This window comes from Pseudomonas sp. PDM22, assembly GCF_014851965.1.
GTDB lineage: Bacteria > Pseudomonadota > Gammaproteobacteria > Pseudomonadales > Pseudomonadaceae > Pseudomonas.
In genome coordinates this window covers 392,382-415,776 of sequence record NZ_JACVAR010000003.1, presented here as the reverse complement: position 1 = coordinate 415,776, position 23,395 = coordinate 392,382, and the positions used below count along the sequence as shown (strand labels likewise).

Annotated in this window: 26 protein-coding genes; 18 read left to right on the top strand and 8 right to left on the bottom strand. The window is 66.1% G+C overall.

The features are described 5' to 3' along the window. Positions 1–10 precede the first annotated feature (10 nt). A complete protein-coding gene (locus tag IB255_RS12845; RefSeq protein WP_192210442.1) occupies positions 11–1,132 on the bottom strand; it encodes a PAS domain-containing protein in 1,122 nt (373 codons plus the stop codon). Positions 1,133–1,490: 358 nt separating this feature from the next. Here IB255_RS12845 and IB255_RS12840 point away from each other — a divergent pair, with 358 nt between their 5' ends. Further along, positions 1,491–1,853 (top strand): PilZ domain-containing protein, encoded by a 363-nt coding sequence (locus tag IB255_RS12840; RefSeq protein WP_081518797.1) that lies wholly within the window; start codon positions 1,491–1,493, stop codon positions 1,851–1,853. Positions 1,854–2,065: 212 nt separating this feature from the next. Here the strand turns inward: IB255_RS12840 and IB255_RS12835 are convergent, their stop codons facing one another. The 7 genes from IB255_RS12835 to IB255_RS12805 are packed head-to-tail and all read right to left on the bottom strand — an operon-like array spanning position 2,066 to position 8,350. Next, positions 2,066–4,162, bottom strand: a complete 2,097-nt coding sequence (locus IB255_RS12835; RefSeq protein WP_192210441.1) for a flagellar biosynthesis protein FlhA — start codon at positions 4,160–4,162, stop codon at positions 2,066–2,068. Positions 4,163–4,164: 2 nt separating this feature from the next. Continuing rightward, entirely contained in the window at positions 4,165–5,298 is a 1,134-nt protein-coding gene (gene flhB, locus IB255_RS12830) for a flagellar biosynthesis protein FlhB (protein WP_192210440.1), read from the bottom strand. Beyond that, a complete protein-coding gene (fliR, locus tag IB255_RS12825; protein WP_081518794.1) occupies positions 5,291–6,091 on the bottom strand; it encodes a flagellar biosynthetic protein FliR in 801 nt (266 codons plus the stop codon). Before fliR ends, flhB begins: the two co-directional genes overlap by 8 nt. Before the next feature lie 4 nt (positions 6,092–6,095). Then, the gene (locus tag IB255_RS12820) at positions 6,096–6,368 is read right to left on the bottom strand and encodes a flagellar biosynthetic protein FliQ (RefSeq protein WP_045213351.1); all 273 of its coding nucleotides are present in this window, start codon (positions 6,366–6,368) and stop codon (positions 6,096–6,098) included. Between the two features lie 22 nt (positions 6,369–6,390). Continuing rightward, entirely contained in the window at positions 6,391–7,143 is a 753-nt protein-coding gene (fliP, locus tag IB255_RS12815) for a flagellar type III secretion system pore protein FliP (protein WP_151188966.1), read from the bottom strand. Further along, positions 7,143–7,514, bottom strand: coding sequence for a flagellar motor switch protein FliN (gene fliN, locus IB255_RS12810; protein WP_081518793.1), 372 nt, complete (start codon positions 7,512–7,514; stop codon positions 7,143–7,145). Before fliN ends, fliP begins: the two co-directional genes overlap by 1 nt. After that, complete coding sequence (locus IB255_RS12805) at positions 7,511–8,350, bottom strand: FliM/FliN family flagellar motor switch protein (RefSeq protein WP_081518792.1); 840 nt, start codon at positions 8,348–8,350, stop codon at positions 7,511–7,513. The genes fliN and IB255_RS12805 overlap by 4 nt, the downstream gene beginning before the upstream one ends. Positions 8,351–8,802: 452 nt before the next feature. Here IB255_RS12805 and IB255_RS12800 point away from each other — a divergent pair, with 452 nt between their 5' ends. From IB255_RS12800 to IB255_RS12720, 17 genes are all read left to right on the top strand, one after another. After that, positions 8,803–10,203, top strand: a complete 1,401-nt coding sequence (locus IB255_RS12800) for a sigma-54 dependent transcriptional regulator (RefSeq protein WP_151188968.1) — start codon at positions 8,803–8,805, stop codon at positions 10,201–10,203. A gap of 22 nt (positions 10,204–10,225) precedes the next feature. Continuing rightward, the gene (locus IB255_RS12795) at positions 10,226–10,561 is read left to right on the top strand and encodes a flagellar hook-basal body complex protein FliE (RefSeq protein WP_081518791.1); all 336 of its coding nucleotides are present in this window, start codon (positions 10,226–10,228) and stop codon (positions 10,559–10,561) included. A 9-nt stretch (positions 10,562–10,570) separates the two neighbouring features. After that, on the top strand, positions 10,571–12,265 hold the full coding sequence (gene fliF / locus IB255_RS12790) for a flagellar basal-body MS-ring/collar protein FliF (RefSeq protein ID WP_192210439.1): 1,695 nt from the start codon (positions 10,571–10,573) through the stop codon (positions 12,263–12,265). Continuing rightward, the gene (locus tag IB255_RS12785; protein ID WP_045213334.1) at positions 12,243–13,283 is read left to right on the top strand and encodes a FliG C-terminal domain-containing protein; all 1,041 of its coding nucleotides are present in this window, start codon (positions 12,243–12,245) and stop codon (positions 13,281–13,283) included. The genes fliF and IB255_RS12785 overlap by 23 nt, the downstream gene beginning before the upstream one ends. 6 nt (positions 13,284–13,289) lie before the next feature. Next, the gene (gene fliH / locus IB255_RS12780; RefSeq protein WP_081518789.1) at positions 13,290–13,988 is read left to right on the top strand and encodes a flagellar assembly protein FliH; all 699 of its coding nucleotides are present in this window, start codon (positions 13,290–13,292) and stop codon (positions 13,986–13,988) included. Positions 13,989–13,990: 2 nt separating this feature from the next. Further along, positions 13,991–15,322 (top strand): flagellar protein export ATPase FliI, encoded by a 1,332-nt coding sequence (fliI, locus tag IB255_RS12775; protein WP_192210438.1) that lies wholly within the window; start codon positions 13,991–13,993, stop codon positions 15,320–15,322. Then, positions 15,322–15,744: a flagellar FliJ family protein gene (locus IB255_RS12770; RefSeq protein WP_045213329.1), complete on the top strand. Its 423-nt coding sequence runs from the start codon at positions 15,322–15,324 to the stop codon at positions 15,742–15,744. The genes fliI and IB255_RS12770 overlap by 1 nt, the downstream gene beginning before the upstream one ends. A 172-nt stretch (positions 15,745–15,916) precedes the next feature. After that, on the top strand, positions 15,917–16,201 hold the full coding sequence (flgM, locus tag IB255_RS12765; RefSeq protein ID WP_081518787.1) for a flagellar biosynthesis anti-sigma factor FlgM: 285 nt from the start codon (positions 15,917–15,919) through the stop codon (positions 16,199–16,201). Beyond that, positions 16,198–16,638, top strand: a complete 441-nt coding sequence (flgN, locus tag IB255_RS12760) for a flagellar protein FlgN (protein WP_081518786.1) — start codon at positions 16,198–16,200, stop codon at positions 16,636–16,638. The genes flgM and flgN overlap by 4 nt, the downstream gene beginning before the upstream one ends. Positions 16,639–16,956: 318 nt before the next feature. Continuing rightward, positions 16,957–18,306 carry a flagellar filament capping protein FliD gene (fliD, locus tag IB255_RS12755; protein ID WP_081518785.1) on the top strand — a complete coding sequence of 450 codons (1,350 nt, stop codon included), beginning with the start codon at positions 16,957–16,959 and terminating at the stop codon, positions 18,304–18,306. Beyond that, positions 18,303–18,701 carry a flagellar export chaperone FliS gene (gene fliS / locus IB255_RS12750; RefSeq protein WP_081518784.1) on the top strand — a complete coding sequence of 133 codons (399 nt, stop codon included), beginning with the start codon at positions 18,303–18,305 and terminating at the stop codon, positions 18,699–18,701. The genes fliD and fliS overlap by 4 nt, the downstream gene beginning before the upstream one ends. Beyond that, positions 18,685–19,002, top strand: a complete 318-nt coding sequence (locus tag IB255_RS12745) for a hypothetical protein (protein ID WP_192210437.1) — start codon at positions 18,685–18,687, stop codon at positions 19,000–19,002. The genes fliS and IB255_RS12745 overlap by 17 nt, the downstream gene beginning before the upstream one ends. Positions 19,003–19,005: 3 nt before the next feature. Next, complete coding sequence (locus IB255_RS31055; RefSeq protein WP_081518782.1) at positions 19,006–20,166, top strand: flagellar hook-length control protein FliK; 1,161 nt, start codon at positions 19,006–19,008, stop codon at positions 20,164–20,166. A gap of 44 nt (positions 20,167–20,210) precedes the next feature. Continuing rightward, positions 20,211–20,699, top strand: coding sequence for a flagellar basal body-associated FliL family protein (locus tag IB255_RS12735; protein WP_081518781.1), 489 nt, complete (start codon positions 20,211–20,213; stop codon positions 20,697–20,699). Between the two features lie 6 nt (positions 20,700–20,705). After that, positions 20,706–21,467, top strand: a complete 762-nt coding sequence (locus IB255_RS12730; RefSeq protein WP_081518780.1) for a FliA/WhiG family RNA polymerase sigma factor — start codon at positions 20,706–20,708, stop codon at positions 21,465–21,467. A 13-nt stretch (positions 21,468–21,480) separates the two neighbouring features. Beyond that, positions 21,481–22,353, top strand: coding sequence for a flagellar motor stator protein MotA (gene motA / locus IB255_RS12725; RefSeq protein WP_081518779.1), 873 nt, complete (start codon positions 21,481–21,483; stop codon positions 22,351–22,353). Continuing rightward, positions 22,350–23,393 carry an OmpA family protein gene (locus tag IB255_RS12720; RefSeq protein WP_081518778.1) on the top strand — a complete coding sequence of 348 codons (1,044 nt, stop codon included), beginning with the start codon at positions 22,350–22,352 and terminating at the stop codon, positions 23,391–23,393. Before motA ends, IB255_RS12720 begins: the two co-directional genes overlap by 4 nt. Positions 23,394–23,395 lie beyond the last annotated feature (2 nt).

Sequence of the window (23,395 nt, the reverse complement as noted above, 5' to 3'; positions counted from 1 at the left end):
GCTTCTTTGCTCATGGATGGAGCTCCGTCGCGTTGTTCGCCAAGCGCAGCACGAAGACGCGCCAGGCCACGCCCTCGCGGATGAGGATGCGCGAGCAGTGGCTGTTGAAGGACTGGTAGTTGCCGAACTGGTCGGGCAGGTCGAGTACCTGCCAGGTGCGCTCGGGCAGCGGCATGCGGTTCAGCGTGGAGGCCAGGCCGGCGGCACGGGTGATGCCGAAGGTCTGCTCGAAGGCCGCGTTGCGCCATTGCGGCTGGGCCTGCTCGTCGATCACCAGCACGGCGTCGGGCACCGCGTCGAAGACCCGGCGCAGCGCCTCGATACGCTGCTCGGCGTCGTGCTGCATGCGCAGTTCCTGGCTGACGTCGCGCAGGCTGCCCCACATGCGCAGCAGGCGGCCGTTATGGATGCTGGCGCGCACGTCGTTCTCCACGTAGGCCGGCGAGCCGTCGTGGCGGCGGTCCACCGACAGTGCGCCGTCGACGTGGAATTCCGCTTCGATCAGGCGCCGCACGAACTCTTCGTTGGCCGGGCTGCGTGGCCAGTACAGGCGCACCGGCTGCTCGCTGAAATCGACGTCGGCGGGCATCTCGTAGATGTTGGCCATGGCGCGGTTGCACATGCGCCAGTAGGAGCGGTTCTCGAACACCTGGCGGACGATCTCGTCGGGCGTTTCGCGCACGTCCACCGACTCGGCGAACTCGATGCACCAGTAGGCCACCCGCGCGCTGAAGAGCATCTGGCTCATCACCTCGTTGGCGCTCTGCAGCTCACCCAGGCGTCGACTGATCGGCCCCAGCGGCATTTTCACCAGGTGCAGGCGCGCGGGCTCGCCGTCGCGCCACTGCAGCACGCCGCTGGCGAGTACCGGCAGCAGGCCGCCGTTGTGACGGATCAGGGTCAGCTCCAGGTCCTGGACGCGCTCATCCGCCGGCGGGCTGGCGAACAGCTGCATCAGCGCGTTCAGCGAGTCGGCGGTATAGACCAGCTCGGCGCCCTGGCCGTCCAGCGAACCGGGTGCGTAGCCGAGCTGGTCGGTCTGCTCGGCGGAGACCTCGATGAAGCGTCCCTGGGACGTCAGTCTGTCAGACAGCAGCAGGCCCCTGTCCAGCAGCAGTTTTAGCGGGTCCATTTCTCCCTCCAAGGCAAATTCCCAACAGGGCGATGCGCTCGCCCGGCCGCAAGCGAGCGGCACTCAAGGAGACCAAGGCATGTTGCATGCCAGCCTGAAACGCCCGTGTGCCGTGGGGTGGCGCGCAAGGGTGTATGCAAAAATGCAGCACTGCGCGCAATCGTGCAGCGCAGAGTGCAGAGTATCCGCTGCAGGGGTGCAGCGCCGCGCCGGGCGATGGAAGGCGTGGCGATTCGCGCCAAATACTGGCCAGTTGATAGCTTTTGAGTTCGTTTGAGGTGCTGGCGCTGCTAGGATGCGCGCGCGTTTCGCTCCCTGAAGCGCCCGTCCCAGAGCCCGTTCCCCACAAGAGGCCGCCATGCGCAAGCACCGTCGTTTGACCTTCCGCCACATTGGCCAGATCAACGTGACCAACCGCCTGAGCGGCGACCTCATGGGGGTGGTCCTGGACGTCTCGATGGGCGGCCTGCGGCTGGTGACGGAGGAGCCGCTGGCGCCGGGCAGCTGCTACGACATGCGCCTGGAGATCCCGGTGCGCGAGGATCACACCCGCTCGGTGGATATCACCGCGATCTGCCAGTGGTCGAAGAAGGACGCCAAGAACGCGCGCTTCGAACAGGGCTTCAAGCTGGACCGGCCGAGCGCGGCGTTCACCGAACTGGTGACCTCGATGTCGGTGAGTTTCAACCGGAGTTTGTTGGGGCGGGCGCGGTTGTCGTGATGGGGTTGGCTTGGGTGCAGTCTGATGCACCCTCTCCCCAGCCCTCTCCCTGAAGGGAGAGGGAGTCGTTCGGTGTGCACTGCAACCACAGCGTTAACCGGCGAGCGCTAATCTTCCTACCCATGCCGATCAGTCCCCTCTCCCTTCGGAGCGGGGCGCGCAGCCAGGGTTAGGGAGAGGGCAACACCCAGCTCCGGGTTCCCTGGAACTCCCTACCCCAACGTCCCCAATATCTGCACCCCGACCCGCTCCGGAATCTCGTTCTGCGACAGCACGTGCAGCCCCGGGCTGAACACCCGTGCGTAACGCGCCAGCAGCGGTCGCAGCTGCGGCATCACGGTGAGGATCGGCGGGTGGCCTTCCTTGCGCAGCTTTTCCTTCACCACCGGCATGCTGTGCTGCAGCTGGTTGAGCAGGCTGGGCTCCACCGGGATGTTGTCCAGGCTCACCGGGCCGGCCTGCTGGGCGATGCTCAGGGCGCCGAGCAGGGTGTTTTCCAGGGCGTTCTCCAGCACGAACACGCTCAGCTCCGGGCGGTCGCCGGCAATCGACGAGACGATGCTGCGGCGCAGCGCGTAGCGCACATCGGAGGCCAGCAGCACCGGGTCCTTGGTGGTCTCGCTGCCTTCGAGCAGGGCGCTGGCGATGGTGACGATGTCCTTGAGCGCCACTTCCTCCTGCAGCAGCTGGCGGAATACCCGGTGCTGCTGCGAGTAGGTCAGCTGCGCCTTCAGCGATTCGGCCAGCTTGGGCGCCTGCAGGGTCAGGCGCTGCATCAGGTGCTCGACGTCGTCGTGCTTGAAGATGTCCGGCAGGTGCTCGCGCACCACCTTGTTCAGGTGCGTGGCGACCACGCTGGCGCAGTCGATCACCTGGTAGCCCAGGTTCAGCGCGCGGGACTTGTCCGCCGGCAGTATCCACACCACCTGCATGCGGTAGGCAGGGTCGACGCCGAGGATGCCGTCGATCTCGCCGTAGAGTTCCGGCGAGGGAATCGCCATCAGCCGGTCGGCGTGGATTTCCGCGCCGTCGATGCGCTCGCCGTTGATGTGGATGGCGTACTGCGAGGCCTTCAGGCGCAGGCTGTCGCGGATCTGCACTTCCGGCAGGAGGAAGCCCAGGCTTTCCGAGAGCGTCTGGCGCACTCCGCGAATCCGTTGCGGCAGCGGCGCGCCGCTGGCTTCGTTGACCAGGCTGACCAGCTTGTAGCCCAGCGAGATCGACAGGCGCTCCACCAGCGGGATGTCTTCCCAGCCCAGTTGCTGCGCGCGCTCCTGGTCCATCGCTTGCGTCAGCGCCTGGGTCTGCTCCAGCGTAGTCGCCTCGATGGGCGGGCCGGCCAGTGACAGGCGCCAGGCGATGAAGGCCACCAGCGCGGCGAAGGCGAAGAACGCGATGTGCGGCATGCCCGGCACCAGGCCGAGCACCACGAGGATGCCGGCGACGGTGTAGAGCAGCGACGGCGAGGCCAGCATCTGCTTGCGCACCAGGCTGGTGATTTCCGCCGACTCGTTGACCCGCGTGACGATGATCGCCGCCGCGGTGGACAGCAGCAGCGCCGGAATCTGCGCCACCAGGCCGTCGCCGATGGTCAGCAGGGCGTAGCGCTGGAAGGCCGCACCGGCCGGCAGGTCGTAGACGAACACACCGATGGCCAGGCCGCCGAACAGGTTGATCAGCAGGATCAGGATGCCGGCGATGGCGTCGCCGCGGACGAACTTCGAGGCGCCATCCATCGCGCCGTAGAAGTCGGCTTCCTTGGCCACTTCCGAGCGGCGGCGCTTGGCTTCGTTCTGGTCGATCAGGCCGGCGTTGAGGTCGGCGTCGATGGCCATCTGCTTGCCGGGCAGGGCGTCCAGGGTGAAGCGCGCGGTCACCTCGGAGATACGCTCGCCGCCCTTGGTGATGACCATGAAGTTGATGATCATCAGGATCACGAAGACGATCAGGCCGACGATGAAGTTGCCGCCGATCACCACGTGGCCGAAGGCTTCGATCACCTTGCCGGCCGCGCCCGTGCCGGTGTGGCCGTCGAGCAGCACCACGCGGGTGGAAGCGACGTTGAGGGTCAGGCGCAGCAGCGTGGTGACCAGGATCACCGTGGGCAGCAGGGAGAAGTCCAGCGGACTTTTCGACGACACGCTGACCAGCAGCACCAGGATCGCCACCACGATGTTGAAGGTGAACAGGGCGTCCAGCACCAGCGGCGGCAGCGGCAGGATGATCATCGAGAGGATCGACAGGATGATCAGCGGGATGCCGATGCGGCCGCTCTGGAAGGTCGGCAATAGTGACTGCAGTAGGCGCATGGTCAGACTCTGTTCAGCAGTTCTTCGGGAATGGGGACGTTCTTGATCAGCTCCGGCCGCTCACGGCGCCCGGAGCGCCAGGCCTTGAGCTGGAGGATGTAGGTGAGGACGTGGGCCACGGCCTTGTACAGCTGCGCGGGAATCTGCTGGTTCACCTGGGTGGTGGCGTAGATGGCGCGCGCCAGCGGCGGCAATTCGAGCACTTCAAGGTCATGGGCCTTGGCCAGCTTGCGGATGTACAGCGCGGTCTCGTCCAGGCCCTTGGCGACCACGTAGGGCGCCTGGGCCTTCTTCGGGTCGTAGCGCAGCGCCACGGCAAAATGCACCGGGTTCACTATCACCACGTCGGCGGTCCTGATCGATTTGCTGATCTGCCGGTGCACCAGCTGGCGCTGCATCTGGCGGATGCGCGCCTTCACTTCCGGTCGGCCTTCCTGGTTCTTGTGCTCTTCCTTGCGCTCCTGCTTGGTCATGCGCAGCTTCTTCTTGAAGAAGAAGTACTGGATCGGGATGTCGATGACCGAGAACAGGATGAACACCACCAGCAGCGACAGGGTGATGTCGTAGAAGGTGCCGAAGGCGGCGGCAATGGCGCTGTGCACGTTGCTGCGCTGCAGCGCCAGCAGGCCGGGCAGGGCGCCGTGCAACTGATAGAGGGCGACGAGGATCAGCACGACGATCTTGAGCAGCGACTTGGCCAGCTCCGTCCAGTTCTGCATCGAGAAGATGCGCCCAAGCCCGGTGATCGGGTTGAGCTTGGACAGCTTGGGCATGAAGTTCTTGCTGGAGAAGATCCAGCCGCCGGGGATCATCGAGAACAGCACCACCAGCAGCGGCGTGACCAGCAGCGGCAGCAGCGTGGTGATGAACAGCACCAGGTGGTGGCCGAGCACCAGCGGCAGGTCGTCCAGGCCGATCTCGCTGTGCCGCAGATCGATGAAGGACAGCGCAAAGCCCTGCCTGATGCCATCGTAGAAGTGCTCCACGCAGAACTTCAGCGCGACCAGCGTGGCCAGTAGCGAGAGGGTGGTGGAGAGGTCCTTGGAGCGGCTGACCTGGCCGTCCTCGCGGCTCTTTTTCAGCTTCTGCTGGGAGGCCTCTTCCGTTTTCTCCTGGGCGCTGTGCTGGTCAGCCATGGCGCCCCTCGCGGAAGATCACGCCGATGGCATCGAGCAACTGGCGGGTGAGCTTGAGGTAGTTCTCGGGGATGTCCGGCAGGGTCAGCCAGATGCACGCCAGGCCCGCGATGATCGCCATGGGAAAGCCCAGGGAGAACAGGTTGAGTGCCGGCGAGATGCGGTTGAGCAGGCCGAAGCAGAACTGCACCAGGGTCATGCAGAACACCACCGGCAGGGTGATCAGCACGGCGGCGGAGAACACCCAGGCGAGGCTGCCGGCCACCGACTCCAGTCCCAGGTAATGCAGCCCGCTGCCCACCGGCCAGTAGATGAAGCTCTGGTAGAGGATGCTCACCACCAGCAGGTGGCCGTCGATGGAGAGGAACAGGAACACCAGCAGGATGAAGTACAGCTGGTAGAAGATCGAGGACGACGACACGCCGTTCATGGGGTCGTTGTACACCGCCATGCTCAGGCCCAACTGGGTGGATATCACGTCGCCCACCAGGGTGAACACGGTGAACACCAGCATCAGCGAAAGGCCCAGCATCAGGCCGAAGACGATCTGCTCCAGCGCCACCAGCAGGCCCTGCGCGGACAGCGGATCGATGGCCGGCGGGCGCGGCAGCGCGGCGCCCAGGGCGACGGTCAGGGCCAGGCCGAGGAGGATGCGCAGGCGCATGGGGATCGCCTTGTGGCTGAAGATCGGCGCCAGGGCGAACACCGCCATGATCCGGCAGAAGGGCCACCACCAGGCCTGCAGCGTTTGCAGGTAGTCGAAGGCCTGCAGGATGGATGCGCCTTGCTGCATGGCATCAGCCGACCAGGCGGCCCGCCTGGTGGAACGACTCGATGAACAGCTCCGAGAGCGTGCGCAATATCCAGTGGCCGGCGAACACCAGCATCCCCAGGGTGATCAGCAGGCGCGGGAGGAAGCTGAGCATCTGCTCGTTGATCTGCGTGGCCGCCTGGAAAATGCTCACCAGCAGGCCGCCGATCAGGCTCGGCACGATCAGCACGCAGACGATCAGCGCGGTGATGTGCACGGCGTTGGAGACGATATCGACGGCGCTTTCCGGAGTGAGCATCTTTGGTTTTCCGTCAGGGCCGCTAAAACGGCTGCACGCTGCTGGTCAGCGTGCCCATCATCAGGGCCCAGCCGTCCACCAGCACGAAGATCATCAGCTTGAACGGCAGCGAGATCATCATCGGCGAGAGCATCATCATGCCCATCGCCATCAGCACGCTGGCTACCACCAGGTCGATCACCAGGAACGGGATGAAGATCATGAAGCCCAGCTGAAACGCGGTCTTCAGCTCGCTGAGCACGAACGACGGCAGCAGCAGGGAGAAGTCCAGGTCGTTGAGGTTCTCCGGCACCGTCTCGCCGGCCAGGCTGACCATGGTTTCCAGCGAGGTGCGGTTGGTCTGCGCGAGCATGAAACGGCTGAGGGTCTGCTTGGCGCGGCCCAGGCCGTCTTCCAGGCTGATCTGGTCGGCCTCGAAGGGCTGGTAGGCATTGCTGTAGACGTCCTGCCAGACCGGGCGCATGACCAGCAGGGTCATCACCAGGGCGATGCCCACCAGCACGTTGTTCGGCGGGCTCTGCTGCAGGCCGATGGCCTGGCGCAGGATTGCCAGCACGATGACGAAGCGGGTGAAGCAGGTCATCAGCATGAGCATCGCCGGAAGGAAGCCCAGCAGGGTCATGACGATGAGGATCTGCAGCTTGACGCTGAAGGCCTGGCCGTCCGCCGTATCGTGCAGGTTGAACAGCGTGACCTCGCCGCCGGCCGCCTGCGCGTAGAGCGGGCAGAGCGCGGCGATGAGCAGGCCAAGCGTGGCCAGGCAGCGGGACAGCATCACGCCGTCAGGGCGTCGAGGCTGGCGCCGCACAGTTCGAGCACGCGCAGGCCGTAGTTGCCGTTCATCACGACCACCTCGGCCTTGGCGAACAGCGCGCCGTTGACCTTCACGTCCAGCGGCTCGCCGGCGAGCTTGTCGAGGATGATCACGCTGCCCCCGTCCACGTCCATCAGCTCCTTCAGCGAGATTTCCACCGAGGCGACTTCCAGGGTGACGTTCACCGGGATCTTGCCGAAGAAGCTCAGGTCCTGCTGCGGCAGCGGTGCGCGCACGGGCTCGGCGGGGATATCGGTGACGTCCTGGGTGAGGCCCAGGTCGCCGTCGTTGATCAGCGACTCGAACTCGGAGTCGGAGAGAGAACCGGTCATGGGTTTTTCACGCTTTCCAGGGAGGAGAGGAAGAGGGTGCCGTCGTCTTCGAAGATGGCGCCGCGGAACAGCTTCTGCTGGTTGACCCGCACTTCGACGCGCTCCAGCGGGCGGATCGTCAGCACATCGCCCGGCTCCAGGGCCAGCACCTGCGACAGCGGCAGGCGCGCGGCGGCGACCACGCAGTCCAGGCGCAGCGGCAGGTGCTTGATGTGCTCCACCGGGTTGCCGGTGAGGCGCGGCGGCGGCGGGCCGGCGAGGCGGCGGGTCAGTTCGTCCGCCAGCGGGTTGTCCAGGTAGAGGTAGAGCGAGGAGCGCTCGCCCGTCAGGTGGCTGACGTAGCTGAACTCGGCGACGTACTCCCACTGCACTTCTTCATAGGTGGGGTCGATCTGCTGCAGACGGCCGACCGATTCGCCCATCAGCAGGGCGCGGCCGAACAGGTCCACCACGTCCAGGCCGAGGCGGTCGAGCATGCGCTGCTCGGAGCTGCTGATCGGCGGCGTGTCGCGATTGGCGACCACGGTGCCGCCGTAATAGCACTCGATGACTTCGGTGAGCAGGGCGCGGTCCATGGCGAAACCGAACTTGCCCAGGGGCGAATCGAATAAACACTCCAGCTCACGGGGAAGTTCCTCGTGAATGCTCAGGTTATCCAGTTCGAGATTGATTCGATAATGCCGCAGGAAGTAGTCGCTGATGATCCTCGGGTACTTTCCGGAGATCTCTTTGATGTACTGCGGAATCTTGTGATAATGCCGGCCGAGTTTCTGCGGTTTCAGTCGAATCAGACTATCGGCGGGCACGCCATGGTGGACTTTTGATTTACCAGTCATGCTCAGCGTCGTACTTCCAGGTTCGATCTGCCATCTGCCCAAGGACACGGGAGGTGTCATGACCGCCGGGATCGGCTGATCGTTGCTCGCGGCATGCTCTGTCTTTCAGGAAGCCCGTGACTGCTGCGTCACAGGCTGCTGACGTGGCGCAATGATAGCGATCTGAGGTCGTACGATTAAATCAATAGATATCAAATGCTGTTTTTGACGGAACTTTTTGTCTATTGATTTAAATTAATCGGCGGGAAGCTATGGCGTAGTGCTGGCACTTGTTAGTGTGGGTGAGTTAGTTACAGGTTGCAGCGACTTCAGTTGTGACGAAGTTGTTGCAATGCCACCCGTGAGATAGCCGATCCGCAAAGAAGTTCCGCAGTCGCCGATAACAGTTTTCGGTCGATGCTGGCGTTGAGCGAAGGAGGGTTGTCGAACGCACTAGCGAATGGAAAGTTGCGGTGAACAGTTTAAGCCAGTCGATCGACCAATTATGTGAAACGCTGCTCGAAGAGCGGCCGGCGCAGAAAAAAGTTGCGATCATCGGGCCGTCCTCGGACGCCGCTCACGCCCTCCTTTTGCAGACGCTGCTGGCCGAAGGCTGCCGCGTCGAGCGCTTCTCCGGCTTCGCCGAATTGGCCCGTGCACGCAGTGACGCTGCCCTGCTGTTCATCCTCGCCGGCGCCTTCCCCGCCCCGGACCTCTATGCGCAGGTCGGCGCGCTGCTCAGCGATGGCCGCGAGCGCGACGTGGTGCCCATCGTCGGCTATGAAGAGCAGGACAAGGCCGCCACCCTGCTCGACCTCGGTTGTGTCGACTACCTGCTCTCGCCCTTCGGCGCCGGCCAGCTGGCCGCACTGCTGCGCCGCCAGGAGGCCTCCAGCGCCGCCCAGGAGCTGTTCGTCTCGCGTTCCCAGGCCGGCCGCCGCCTGCTGGCCATGGCGCAACGGGTCGCACAGACCCGCGCACCGATCCTGGTCACCGGCGAAACCGGTACCGGCAAGGAACTGCTGGCCCGCTACATCCACGGTATCGCCAGCCCGGACGCGCCATTTATCGCGGTGAACTGCGCGGCGATTCCCGAGGCGATGCTCGAATCCATCCTCTTCGGCCACGAACGCGGCGCCTTCACCGGCGCGGTGACTGCCCAGCCGGGCAAGTTCGAACTGGCCAACGGCGGCACCCTGCTGCTGGACGAAATCGGCGAATTGCCGCTGGCCTTGCAGGCCAAGCTGCTGCGTGTGCTGCAGGAACAGCGCGTGGAGCGCCTGGGCGGCCGCCGCGAGATCGAACTGGACGTGCGCATCATCGCCGCCACCAACCGTGACCTGCAGGCCGAAGTCAGCGAGGGGCGCTTCCGCGCCGACCTGATGTTCCGCCTCGACGTGCTGCCGCTGCACATCTCGCCCCTGCGTGAGCGCAAGGAAGACGTGCTGCCGCTGGCGCGCCGCTTCATCCGCCAGTACGCCCCGCAGGATGCCGAACACGACCTGCTCACCGAAGCCGCCGGCCGCGCGCTGCTGCAACACGACTGGCCGGGCAACGTGCGCGAGCTGGAGAACACCCTGCAACGCGCCCTGGTGCTGCGCAACGGCTTGTTCATCCAGCCCCGCGACCTCGGCCTGGCCGCACCGCAACTGCCGCTGGCCACCGTCGCGGCGGTGATCCCGCTGGCGGCCGAAGGTGGCCGCGCCGCGCTGCGCGCCAGTGGCAAGCTCGCCGAGTACCAGCACGTCATCGACACCATCCGCCGCTTCGGCGGGCACAAGACCAAGGCCGCCGAAAGCCTGGGCATGACCACCCGCGCGCTGCGCTACCGGCTCAACGCGATGCGTGAGCAGGGCGTGCAGGTGCAGTTCTGATTCGTTTCCGGGGGAAACTTCCATGAGTTCGATCATGCAGGTGCAGCAGGACATGCTGGACCGGATGAACCGTTACGCCGACCTCGCCAGCGGCCCGGCCGTGCGGCCCGCCGCGCAGCTCTCCGGCAGCGCGCAGGCTCCGGGCATCGGCGCCAGCTTCGAGCAGGCGCTGCGCTCGGTGGACGCCGAACAGCACAAGTCCAGCGCCGCCATGGCCGCGGTGGACAGCGGCCAGAGCGAAGACCTGGTCGGCGCCATGATCCAGAGCCAGAAGGCCAGCGTGTCGTTCTCCGCGCTGCTGCAGGTGCGCAACAAGCTCACCGGCGCCTTCGACGACATCATCCGCATGCCGCTGTAAGGACTGACAGTGCTGCAGAATCTCAAAGGGCGCCTGCCGCTCGACAAACTCAAGCTCGACCCGCGCCTGGGGTTGCTTGGCATCGCCCTGGGCGCCGCCCTGCTGGCCGCTGCCGTGGTCTTCTACCTGTGGCGCGACCAGGGTGCCTACCGTCCGCTGTATGGCGCCGGCGAAGCCTACCCGGCCGCTGACGTGATGCAGGTGCTGGACGCCGAGGCCTTCGACTACCGCCTGCACCCGCAGAGCGGCCAGGTGCTGGTGCGCGAGGAAGACCTGGCGCGCGCCCGCATGCTGCTCGCAGCCAAGGGTGTGAAGGTGTCCATGCCGGCCGGCTACGAGCTGTTCGACAAGGACGAGCCGCTGGGCACCAGCCACTTCCTTCAGGACGTGCGCCTGAAGCGCAGCCTGGAAGGCGAGCTGGCCCGGACCATCATGGGCCTGAAAGGCATCGAGCAGGCGCGCGTGCACGTCGCCCGCGAAGACAGCAATTCCTTCGTGGTCGGCCGGCGTGACCCGGCCAAGGCCTCGGTGCTGCTGCAACTGGCGCCCGGCCAGCGGCTGAGCTCCGAGCAGGTCGGCGCCATCGTCAACCTGGTGGCCGGCAGCGTGCCGCAGCTGAAGCCCGAAGACGTCAGCGTGGTCGACCAGAACGGCGTGCTGCTGTCGCGCGGCATCAGTGGCGTCGGCGGCCCCTCGCAGAACTGGCAGGCGGTGGATGAGTACCAGCGCAAGGCCGTGGGCAATGTCGAGGAAGTGCTGGCGCCGGTGCTCGGCCTGGGCAACTACCGCATCAGCGTGTCCGCCGACATCGACTTCAGCCAGAAGGAAGAAACCCTGCAGGCCTACGGCGAAGCGCCGCGCCTGCGCAGCGAAGTGCTGCGCAACGAGAGCACGCTGGACCAGCTCGCCCTCGGCGTGCCCGGCTCGCTGAGCAACCGTCCGCTGGAACCGCCACCGCAACAAGGGCAGAACAACGCCCAGGGCAATAACCAGGCTGCTCCAGGTAACGGCAAGGTCGCCAATACCGACAACAAGGCCGCGACCTCGACCCGCGAGGAAGCCACCCGGCAGAACGACTTCGACCAGAGCGTCACCCACATCAAGTACCCGGCCTTCGCCCTGCGCCAGCAGAGCGTCGCGGTGGTGATCAACGCTTCCACCGCGCCCGAGGGCGGCTGGACCGACAAGGCTCGCGCCGACCTCGAAGCCATGGTGAAGAGTGCCGTGGGCTTCAATGCCCAGCGCGGCGACCTGATCACCGTCAGCGTGTTCCCCTTCGCCGCCACGGCAGTGGAAGAGTCCACCGCCAGCTGGTGGGAGAGCAGCGCCCTGCAGTCCCTGGTGCGCTACACCGTGCTCGGCCTGATTGCGCTGCTGTTCCTGCTGTTCGGCGTGCGCCCGGCCGTGCGCAGTCTGACCCAGCGCGTGCAGCCGACCGCCACCGCCGAGCTGCCTGAAGGCGGCGCCGAGTATCCGTTGGCGCTGGATGCCGAGCGGCGCCTGTCGCTGGGCAGTGAAAGCGTCGGCGGGCTCAATGTGCTCGGCGAGCTGAACCCGCTCTCGGAAATCCGCCTGCCGGCGCCGGGCTCGGGCCTGGAGCACCAGATCGAGCATCTGCAGATGCTGGCGAAGAACGACCCGGAACGGGTCTCGGAAGTGATCAAGCACTGGATTGGCCGCAATGACCGACACGAGCCTGCCTGAAGAAACGAAAAAGCGCGGCCCGCAGATGCGCGCCGTGAGCTCCCTGGAACAGGCGGCGATCCTCATGCTGAGCATGGGTGACGAAGCTTCCTCCGGCATCCTGCGCAACTTCAGCCGCGAGGAGATCGTCAGCATCAGCCAGGCGATGGCGCGGCTGTCGAACGTCAAGCAGAACACCGTCTCCGACGTGATCGGCCGGTTCTTCGACGACTACAAGCTGCAATCCAGCATCAAGGGCGCCTCGCGCTCCTACCTTGCCGGCATGCTCGGCAAGGCGCTGGGCAGCGACATCACGCGCAACCTGCTGGACAGCATCTATGGCGAGGAAATCCGCGCCAAGATGGCGCGCATGGAGTGGATCGATCCCAAGCAGTTCGCCGCGCTGATCGCCAAGGAACACGCGCAGATGCAGGCGGTGTTCCTCGCCTTCCTGCCGCCGGGCATGGCTACCGACGTGCTCGAAGCCATGCCGCCGGAGCGCCAGGACGAGCTGCTGTTCCGCATCGCCAACCTCAGCGAGGTGAACAGCGATGTCATTGCCGAGCTGGAACAACTGATCGACCGCAGCCTGCGCGTGCTCTCCACCCAGGGCTCGCAGGTGCGCGGGGTCAAGCAGGCGGCGGACATCATGAACCGCTTCAAGGGCGACCGTAACCAGATGTTCGAGCTGCTGCGCGCCCACAACGACGACCTGGTCGGCAAGATCGAAGACGAGATGTACGACTTCTTCATCCTCTCCCGGCAGAACCAGGAAGTGCTGCAGACCCTGCTCGAAGTCATCCCGCTGGACGAATGGGTGGTCGCCCTCAAGGGCGCCGAGCCCGAGCTGGTGCGCGCCATCCAGGGCGCCATGCCCAAGCGCCAGGCGCAGCAGATGGAGTCCATCAACCGCCGCCAGGGCCCGGTGCCGCTGAGCCGCGTGGAGCAGGTGCGCAAGGACATCATGGGCGTGGTGCGCGAGCTGGCCGCCGAGGGTGACCTGCAGGTACAGCTGTTCCGCGAGCAGACGGTGGAGTAACCGCGCATGGCGATCAAAGTCATCAAGGCCGACAGCCGAGCCTGGCGCCCCTACCGCTTCCCGCCGCGCTGCGCCACGGCCAGCGCCGACAACCATGGCTGGGACAGCGACCCGGCAGCGCGCCAGCGGGCCATCTCCGAGGGCTTCCAGGAAGGCCTGGAACGCGGCTACCAGGACGGCGTCGGCGAAGGCCGTGAAGCCGGCCTGCGCGAGGGCTTCGAAGCCGGTCGCCAGGACGGCCTGCGCAAGGGCCGCGAAGAAGGCCGCGCCACCGGCCGCCAGGTGTTCGACGAGGCCAGCGCACCGTTGCAAGCCGCCGTCGAGGCCTTCGGCGAGTACCACCAGGCCTTCCAGCGCAGCCGCCAGAAGGAGCTGCTGGAGCTGGTGCAGAAGGTCGCGAAACAGGTCATTCGGGTCGAGCTGACGCTCAACCCCACCCAGTTGCTGACCCTGGCCGAGGAAGCCCTGGCGGCCATGCCGGGCGAGCAGGGCGAGGTGCAGATCCTGCTCAACCCGGAGGAATGCGCGCGCATCCGCGAGCTGAACCCCGAGCGCGCCGCCAAGTGGCGCCTGGTGCCGGACGAACGCCTGGCGCTGGGCGAATGCCGCGTGGTCACTGCCCAGGCGGAAGCCGACATCGGCTGCCAGCAGCGCCTGGACAGCTGCATGGAAGCGCTGAGCGCGCACCTGCAGGACGAGGACTGAAGATGGCCCTGGGCGACGGCTTCAAGCTCGAAGAAGCGCTGCGCTCGCTGGACTCGGTCCAGCTGGCGCGGGTCAGCGGTCGCCTGGTGCGTGTCTCCGGCCTGTTGCTGGAAAGCCTCGGCTGCCGGCGCATGACCGGCCAGCGCTGCTACGTGGAAGTCGCCGACGGCGAGCGCCTGGAGGCGCAGGTGGTCGGCTTCAACCGTGACATCACCTACCTCATGCCCTTCAAGAAGCCCGTCGGCCTGACCTCCGGCTCGCGGGTCTTCCCGGCGCCGGACGAAGCCGTGCTGCACATCGATCATTCCTGGCTGGGGCGCGTGGTCAACGGCCTCGGCGAACCCCTGGACGGCCTCGGCAAGCTCGCCGGCCGCCACCCACTGCCCACCGAGCTGCCGCAGGTGAACCCGCTGCGCCGGCGCCCGGTGTCCGAGCCGCTGGATGTCGGCGTGCGCGCCATCAATGGCCTGCTGACCCTGGGCAAGGGCCAGCGCGTCGGCCTGTTCGCCGGCAGCGGCGTGGGCAAGAGCGTGCTGCTGGGGATGATCACCCGGCAGACCAAGGCCGACGTGGTGGTGGTCGGGCTGATCGGCGAACGCGGCCGCGAGGTGCAGGAGTTCATCCTGCATTCCCTCGGACCGGAAGGCTTGCAGAAGGCCGTGGTGGTGGTGGCGCCGGCCAACGAATCGCCGCTGATGCGCCTCAAGGCCACCGAACTGTGCCACAGCATCGCCGCCTACTTCCGCGACCAGGGCAAGGACGTGCTGCTGCTGGTCGACTCCCTGACCCGTTACGCCATGGCCCAGCGCGAGATCGCCCTGGCCCTGGGCGAACCGCCGGCCACCAAGGGCTACCCGCCGTCGGTGTTCGGCATGCTCCCGGAGCTGGTGGAAAGCGCCGGCAACGGCGAGGGCGAGAGCGGCAGCCTGAGCGCCATCTACACGGTTCTGGCCGAGGGCGACGATCACCAGGACCCGATCGTCGACTGCGCCCGCGCCATCCTCGATGGGCACATCGTGCTGTCGCGCCGGCTGGCGGACGTCGGGCACTACCCGGCCATCGACATCGGCGCCTCGGTCAGCCGCTGCATGAGCCAGGTGGCGGACCCGCTGCACCTCTCGGCGGCGCGGCAGTTCAAGGAATTCAGCGGCACCTATGAGCGCATCAAGGAACTGATCCCGCTGGGCGGATACACGCCGGGCATGGATGTGAAGACCGACCGTGCCGTGCAGCTGGCGCCGATGCTGGAGCGCTACCTGCGCCAGGAGACCGCCGACGGCGCGGAGCTGGGCAACAGCGTCGCCACCCTGCAAAGCATCGTCGGGGGCCGCTGATGAAGACGCAGATCGACATGCTCGGGCGCCTGGCCGACGTGCGCGGCGGCAAGGTCCGCGAGCTGCTGGGACGGGTGAATTACCAGCAGAATCTCTGCCAGCGCTACCGCAACAACATTACCGGGCTGGACCGCCTGTGCGGCTTCAGCGTGGCCACCAGCACGCCGCTGCAGCGGCACAACCAGCAGCAGTACAAGGCCACCCTGCACAAGATGCTGCAGTTGCAGCGCCGCGAGCTGGAAGTTGCCGAACAGACCCTGGCGCGCATCCAGGGCGAGCTGATGGCGGCCATGCGCAGCGAGAAGGTGCTCACGCAGGTGATCGAGGCCAAGGTCGGCCAGTGGCAGCTGCAGCTTGCGCAGCAGGAGCAGAAAATCCAGGATGGCCTCGCCGCGCAGTCCTGGTGGCGGGCGCGGGCGTGAAGGCAATGGCGGATAACTCGTTCCGAGTTATGCGCCCTACGACGGGCTGACCCGTAGGGCGAATAACCGCTAGCGGTTATCCGCCGTTTGTTCCGCGAAAATCGGCATTTAAGTTTTGCTTCGAGGCGGTCGCCCTCTGAGGGAAAGGCCCAAAAACATTCGGATACCGACCATGGAAATCACCCGGCAACTGACCAGCGTCGCGCTGGCCACCAGCGAGTCCGCCAAGAGCGCGCGCAACGAGCGCGCCGCCCCGGTGGCGGAGACCAGCGCCAGTGCGCCGGTCAGCGATTCGCTGCGCCTGGACGAAATGCAGGAAACCCTGCGCGCCATGCCCGACGTGGACCAGAGCCGCGTCGCCGAAATCCGCCGCGCGCTGATGAATGGCGAGCTGCAGAACGACACCAGCGTGCTTGCCACCAGCATCCTCTCCTACCACCGCGGCAGCGACGCATGACCCAGCGCGCGCGGCTGTTGCAGGTGATCGAGCAGGACGTCCAGCAGGATGGCCGCGATTGCCTGGCGCTGCGCGATCGCCTGCAGGAGCTGTATCGCCATCTGTTGGCGCGGGACAGCGCGCAGATCGAAGCGCTGAACCCGGACATCCAGGCGCTGCTCGAAGCCGTCGCCGGCCGCGCCCAGCGCCGCAGCCGCGTGCTGCGTGCCTTCCACCTGCCGATGGACGCCGACGGCATGCGCACGCTGCTGTCCAACTACCAGCCGCCGCGTCGCGAGGAACTGCAGCAGGAGTGGCTGCAGCTGGGCCAGCTCACCGCCCAGTGCAAGCGCCTCAACGAGCGCAACGGCAAGCTGCTGGCGATGCACCACGACATCCTCAGCCAGCTCATGGGCGACCCGCGCGAACAGCCGGTGTATTCGCGGCAGCTGTACTGAACCGCGCAGGGCGAGCTGCGATCGCTGGACTCCCCTGTAGGAGCGGGCCATGCCCGCGATCGCGCACATGGCGCGCTCCTACAAAAAGCGCGGCTGCCAGACACCCCGTCGAAATCCCTTAACGAATCCCTCCCCACGGTCGCCCTTTCCCTGCATCAGGGTGCGCGCCCGGCAGGCGGAAATGCCGCTTCCCGCTGCGCGCCAAAGTATGCCGGGCGGAAGTGAAGCTTCTCCCCGGTAATCCCGAAAAGCCCCGTACGGCGGGCCTTCCGGCATTGGCACCGTAATTGCTCTTCCGACCCAAAGAGGTGGATTCACATGGCGACCATAGATTCCGATTACGTCAAGCAGATGGCCCAGCAACTGGCCACGTACGATGTGCAGAGCGGGCTGAACAAGGCCGACCGCAACAAGGCCTCCTATCAGGCCCAGCTGACCGCCGTGACCTCGCTGGAAACCGCGCTCAAGACTTTCTCCACTGCGGTGAAAGGCCTGCAGGGCACCACCGGCAGCAACACCAGCATGCTGGTCAACAGCGCGACCATGAGCAAGGACGGCTACCTCACCGCCACCGTCGGCAAGAGTGCCGTCGCCGGTCGCTACGACTTCTTCGTCGAACAGCTCGCCACCAGCCACCAGCTGTCCTTCTCCGGCCTGCAGACCAGTGACATCGACACCCAGGGCACCCTGACCCTGACCCAGAACGGCAAGTCCTTCGACATCGACCTGAGCAAGGTCGACACCGACGGCGACGGCGCCAATTCCATGGACGAGCTGGCCGCGGCGATCAACAAGGCCACCGACAACACCGGCGTGAAGGCCACCCTGGTGCGCAGCAATGGCCAGGTCTCGCTGGTGCTGGGTGCCGAGAAGTCCGGTGCGGACAATGCCATCAGCCTGTCGCTGAGCGGCACCGACAGCGCCAACAGCGCCTTCGAGACTGCCATCGGCAACCCGCAGGAGCTGTCCAGGGCACAGGACGCCCGCGTCCGCCTGGGTGGCGAGAGCGGCATGCTGCTGACCAATGCCAGCAACACCTTCGACAACATCATCGATGGCGTCAGCGTCACCTTCACCCAGGCGCAGAAATCCGGCGAGCAGCCGATTTCCATGACCATTTCCCAGGACCAGAGCGAGACCAAGAAGAAGGTGCAGACCTTCATCGACGCGTTCAACGCCCTGGCCAGCCAGATCGACAGCCTGACCGCCTCGGGCGATCAGAGCGGCAACTCCCGTGGCGCCCTGGCCGGCGACTCCAGCGTGCGGGCCATCGAGAACAGCCTCAACCAGATGCTGCGCACCACCTTCAATGGCGCCAACCTGATCAGCTTCGGCATCAGTGCCGACCGCAACGGCAAGCTGACCCTGGATTCGACGCGCTTCGAGAAGGCCATCGCCGCCGACCCGGAAGGGCTCGACAAGCTGTTCATGGGCAAGGGCAACCTGCTCGACAGCACCGACAAGGCGCTGTCGCTCTACACCAGCAGCGTCAACGGCGTGCTGAAGAACCGCAAGGAGTCGCTCAACAGCAGCCTGAAACGAGTCAACGATGACTACGACAACCTGCAGAAGCAGTACGACACCTACTACGCGCGCTACCTCAAGCAATACACCTCGATGATGCAGACCATGCAGTCGATGGACCAGACCAGCGGGATGTTCGGATGACCGCCTACGGCATGAACGAAAGCTACGACAGTTACCGGATGATCGACCTGGAATCCAGGGCCGCGTCGTCCTCGCCCTATGAACTGGTGCTGGTGCTGTTCGACGGCCTGCTCGACGAGCTGGCCCGCGCCCGCGGGCACATCGAGCACAAGCGCTACCAGCAGAAGGGCCGCTCCCTGGAGAAGTGCCTGAACATCCTCAACGGCCTCAACGGTGCGCTCGACTACGAGAACGGCGGCGAGACCGTGCAGGGCCTGGCGCGTCTCTACGACTACTGCATCTACCGGATCTCCGACGTCAGCGTGTCGCTGGATGTCGCCGGCATCGACGAAGTGGTGCGCCTGCTGGGCATCCTGCGTGAGGGCTGGGAGGGCGTGAGTGCCGGACGTGGATGATCGCCAGCGCCTGCTGCAGCTGTACGAACGGCTGGGTGGGGCGCTGCAGCGCAAGGACTGGAAAGCCATGGGGCAGGTCGACCTGGCGATCCGCGCGCAACTGGTGGCGATGTCGTCGCAGGCCGGGCTGGCCGCCGATGTGCTGCTCGCCAAGAAGTACCTGAAGCGCCTGCATGAGCAGGCGTCGCAGGCCTGCGCCGAGGAGTGCGAGCGCCTGCGCCGCCTCCTGCTCTCGCACCTGGAATATGCCGAGGGACGCTCGGCATACATGCAGGTGGATACGTACCAGGAGGGTCGATAGACCGTGATCCAGCTACCGACCCAATCCCTGCCCAGCGCCGACCGCGATAGCGCGCCGGTGGCCGAAGCGCGCCCGCAGGATTCGCGTCGTGGTGATGCCGGCGCCGTCAGCGTTGCCGGCTTCGGCGCGCAACAACCGGCGCAGTCGAATGCCGGTGAACGGACCATCAGCGTGCAGTCCTTCCTCGCGCAGTTCGATACCGCGCAGGTCGAGGAATCGCTGCAGCAGTCCAGCGCTGCGGTGCCGGCCACGCCTGAAGCCCTGCCTGCGGAGATGCGCGACAGCGCTACGCCGGACCAGCAGGCCGAAGAGGCTTCGCCCTCCGGTGCCGAGAGCTGGCTCGCCGGCATGCTCAGCCAGGCGGGTCTGGTGGTGCAGGCGCGGGACAATCCGTCCGAGCAGACCAGCGCGCACGTCACCGGCTTCGCCACCCAGGCCGCCGATTCATCTGCGCAACCGGTGCCCGCCGCGGTGAAGCCGGAGGATGTGCTGCTGCCGCCTGCCGAACTCTCCGATGAACCCGGCAAGGTCACGGCGCCGACACCCCGCGAGGCAACCCAGAGCCAGGCGCAGACGCTGCTGCAACAGCACCTGGCCGTTGCCACACAGGCATCGGATTCCAGCATGCCAGCGCTGCCGGGCGCTGCGCTCGATCCGCGCCTGCCGGCCACCGACGGCAATGCCCAGCCCGCCGCCTCGACACCGGCCTCGCCGTTGTTCGACAGGCCGCTGCACCTCAAGGGCAACAACGACGCCCACTGGGGTGAGCAGATGGTCAGTGCGCTGCGCGACAACGTCGAGCTGCAACTCGGCCAGCGCGTGCAGAACGCCACGATCCGCCTCGATCCGCCGGAGCTGGGTGCCCTGGAGATCCTCGTACGCCACGAGGCCGGCCAGCTCAACGTGCAGATCTCCGCGTCCAACGGCGACGTGGTGCGCCTGCTGCAGAACACCAGCGAGCGCCTGCGCCAGGAGCTGGTCGGGCAGAACTTCCTGCAGGTCAACGTGCAGGTCTCATCCGATTCGCAGTCCGGCCAGCAGGGCCAGCAGAACCGCCAGCGCTTCGCCGAGGAACAGCTTGCGGTGGCCGCCAACCCGCGCGATGCGCAGGCGGGCGAACGCTCCTCGCCGCGTGGCGACAGCGACGTACTGATTACCGTGTAGGCCGCCAGCGGCCCGTACTCCCACAGGATTTTTCGAGAAACCCCATGACCACGCCGCGTCTCGTTCTACTGATGCTCATCGTGAATATCGCCGTCGTGCTGGGTGGCGTGTTCGTCAACTACAAGATGATCAAGTCCGCCAGCCTCGCCCCGGCCGCCGCCGCTTCCGGCAAGGAGGGTGGCAAGAACGACGCCAAGGAGGAGGAAGAGCAGGAGAGTGCCGAGTACCTCTTCGTGCCGGTGGAGAAGATCATCGTCAGCTCCCGTGGCGAGGATCGCGAGCACTACTTCGTGATCGACCTGGTGCTGCAGGCCAAGGCCGAGCAGGAGCGCAAGAAGCTCGAGAGCGTCGCGCCGATGGTGCGCAGCTCGGTGGTCGCCAACCTGACCCCGGAGAAGTTCGAAGTGCTGCGTGCGATGCCCATCGGCGACGTGCAGACGCGCCTGGAAAAGGCGGTGATCGACGACTTTGCCGCGCGCAAGGTGGTGGTGCCCTTCGAGCACGTGATGCTCAGCAAGATGATCGTCCAGTAAGCCGTCATGCACGCCCTTCGCGATCCTGCCCTCAGCTATGCCAGTGGCGCCGCTGGCTACGCCAGCGCCGAAGGCGGCCACGCGCGCCTGTCGCCGGCGGCCGAGCAGCGCTGGATGATGCAGTACCTGCCGCTGGTGCGGCGCATCGTCAGCCAGCTGTCGCTGCAGGCCAACCAGGTGCTGGATCGCGAGGACATGGAACAGATCGGCCTGATGGGCCTGCTCGAAGGGCTGCGCCGCTACGGCGAGCCGGATGAGCAGTTCGGCCGCTTTGCCGCGCTGCGCATTCGCGGCGCCATCCTCGACGAACTGCGCCGCCAGGACTGGCGCCCGCGCCAGGTGCGGCAGCAGGCGCACAAGGTGCGCGACGTCATCCGCGCGCTGGCACGCCAGCTCGGCCGCGTGCCCAGCGACGAGGAAGTGCTCGCCGCCACCGGCCTCGACGAGGCGGGCTACCAGGATTACCTGCGCGCCGAGTCCTCCGAGGCCATCGAGAGTTTCGATGCGCTGCTGCAGAACGGCCACGACGGCGTGCAGGGCAGCGGTGACGCACTGGAAGAACGTGTGCTCAAGGAGCGCCTGCTGGCCCAGGCGCTGGAGCGCCTCAACGAGCGCGAGCGGTTGATCCTCAACCTGTATTACCAGCACGAGCTGAACCTCAAGGAAATCGCCCTGGTGCTGGAGCTGACCGATGCGCGCATCTGCCAGCTGATGAAGCAGGCGATCGGCAAGTGCAGCCGTTTCCTCAACGACCCCGACCCTCTCTGAAGAACCCATAACCATGCAGAAAATCATCGGCGCCCTGATCATCATCGCCGCCGTGCTCGGCGGCTACGCCATGGCCCATGGCGACATGCGCGCACTCTGGCAGCCGGCGGAGATGCTCATCATCCTCGGCGCGGGCCTGGGCACACTGGTCGTCGCCAACCCGCGCGAAGTGCTGCTGGAGATGTGCTCGCAGATCAAGGGCGTATTCGTCTTCAAGCGCCGTGGCGAAGAGTTCCAGCGTCAACTGCTGATGCTTCTCTACGAGCTGCTGGAGATGGTCGACGTCGGTGGCCTGAAGGTGCTCGACGCACACATCGAGGAGCCGGACCAGAGCGACCTGTTCGCCCGCTACCCGCTGATCCTCCAGGAAAAGAACCTGATGGCGTTCATCGCCGACAACTTCCGCCTGATGGCCATGGGCAAGATCAGCGCCCACGAGCTCGAAGGCTTCCTCGAACAGGAACTGGACGCCATGGAGCACGCCCTGCTGCAGCCGTCCAAGTCGCTGCACAAGGTCGGCGAGGCGATGCCCGGTTTCGGCATCCTCGCGGCGATCCTCGGCATCATCATCACCATGGGCAACATCGGTGGCTCGGTGGCCGAGATCGGCGCCCACGTGGCCGCCGCGCTGGTGGGTACCTTCTTCGGCATCTTCGTCTGCTACTGCCTGATGGACCCGCTGTCCAACGCCATGTCGCAGCGCGTGAAGACCGAGCTGTCGGCGCTGGAATGCGTGCGGACCACGCTGGTCGCCCACGTTGCCGGCAAGCCCACGCTGCTGGCGGTGGACGCTGGTCGCAAGCTGATCGAGCAGGACGTGAAGCCGGCCTTCAAGCAGCTGGAGACCTGGGTCACCCGCTATGAGGAAGAGCGGGACGCAGCATGAAGAAACGTGCCGACAAGCACAGCGAAGTCATCATCAAGCGCCGCAGCAAGAAGGGCCACGATGATGAACACGGCGGTGCCTGGAAAGTAGCCTTCGCCGACTTCACCCTGGCGATGATGGCGCTGTTCATGGTGCTGTGGATCGTCCACCCGCAGACCGAGCCGCAACCGGTGGCGGTGGGCGACCAGGATGCCAACCCGGTGGTCGATGGCGGTGCCGGCGTGTTCGACGGCGCCAGCCGCACTCCCGTCGAGCTGGACGGCATGCCGCAGCCGATCAAGACGCCGGAGAAGCCCGCGCCGCAGCTTGCGCTCGACGCCGGCAAACAGGGCAAGGCCGGCGAGCAGGCGAAGGATTCCAGCGTGCAGCAGGACGGCGAAGGTCGTCAGTACGACAGCAACGAGGACCTGCGCGAGCTGGCCGAACTGATCCGCGAGGTGTCCGGCAAGGTCGACGCGCTGGCCAACATCGAAGTGACGGTGGTGCCGCAGGGGCTGCGCATCCTGATCAAGGACGACCAGCAGCGCTTCATGTTCGCCCGCGGCCAGGCCACCCTCGACCCGCACTTCCAGACCCTGCTCGGCGCGCTGTCCGGCGTGCTGGTCAAGGTGCAGAACAAGCTGATCCTCAGTGGCCACACCGATGCCGTGCAGTACCGTCGGCCGGATGGCTACAACAACTGGAACCTCTCCGGCGACCGCGCCCTGCGCGCGCGCAACGTGATGGTCGACAGCGGCCTGCCGGCCGCGCATGTGTTGCAGGTGGCGGCCCAGGCCGACGTCATGCCGCTGCGCCCGGAGGACCCGGAGAACGGCGCCAACCGGCGCATCGAAATCCTCCTGCTGACCCAGCGCGCGGAGAGCCTGTACCGCGAGATCTTCGGCGAGAGCTATGCCCAGGTGCACTACTCGGAGTCAGGCGCGAAGCTCATCGAGCCGCAGCCGCAGCCGCAGCCGCAGCCGCAGCCGCAGCCGCCGGCTTCAGCGGCGCTCGAAGCAACGGCTCCCTCCAGGGCGGCGGAGCCGACATTGAAGCTCTGAGA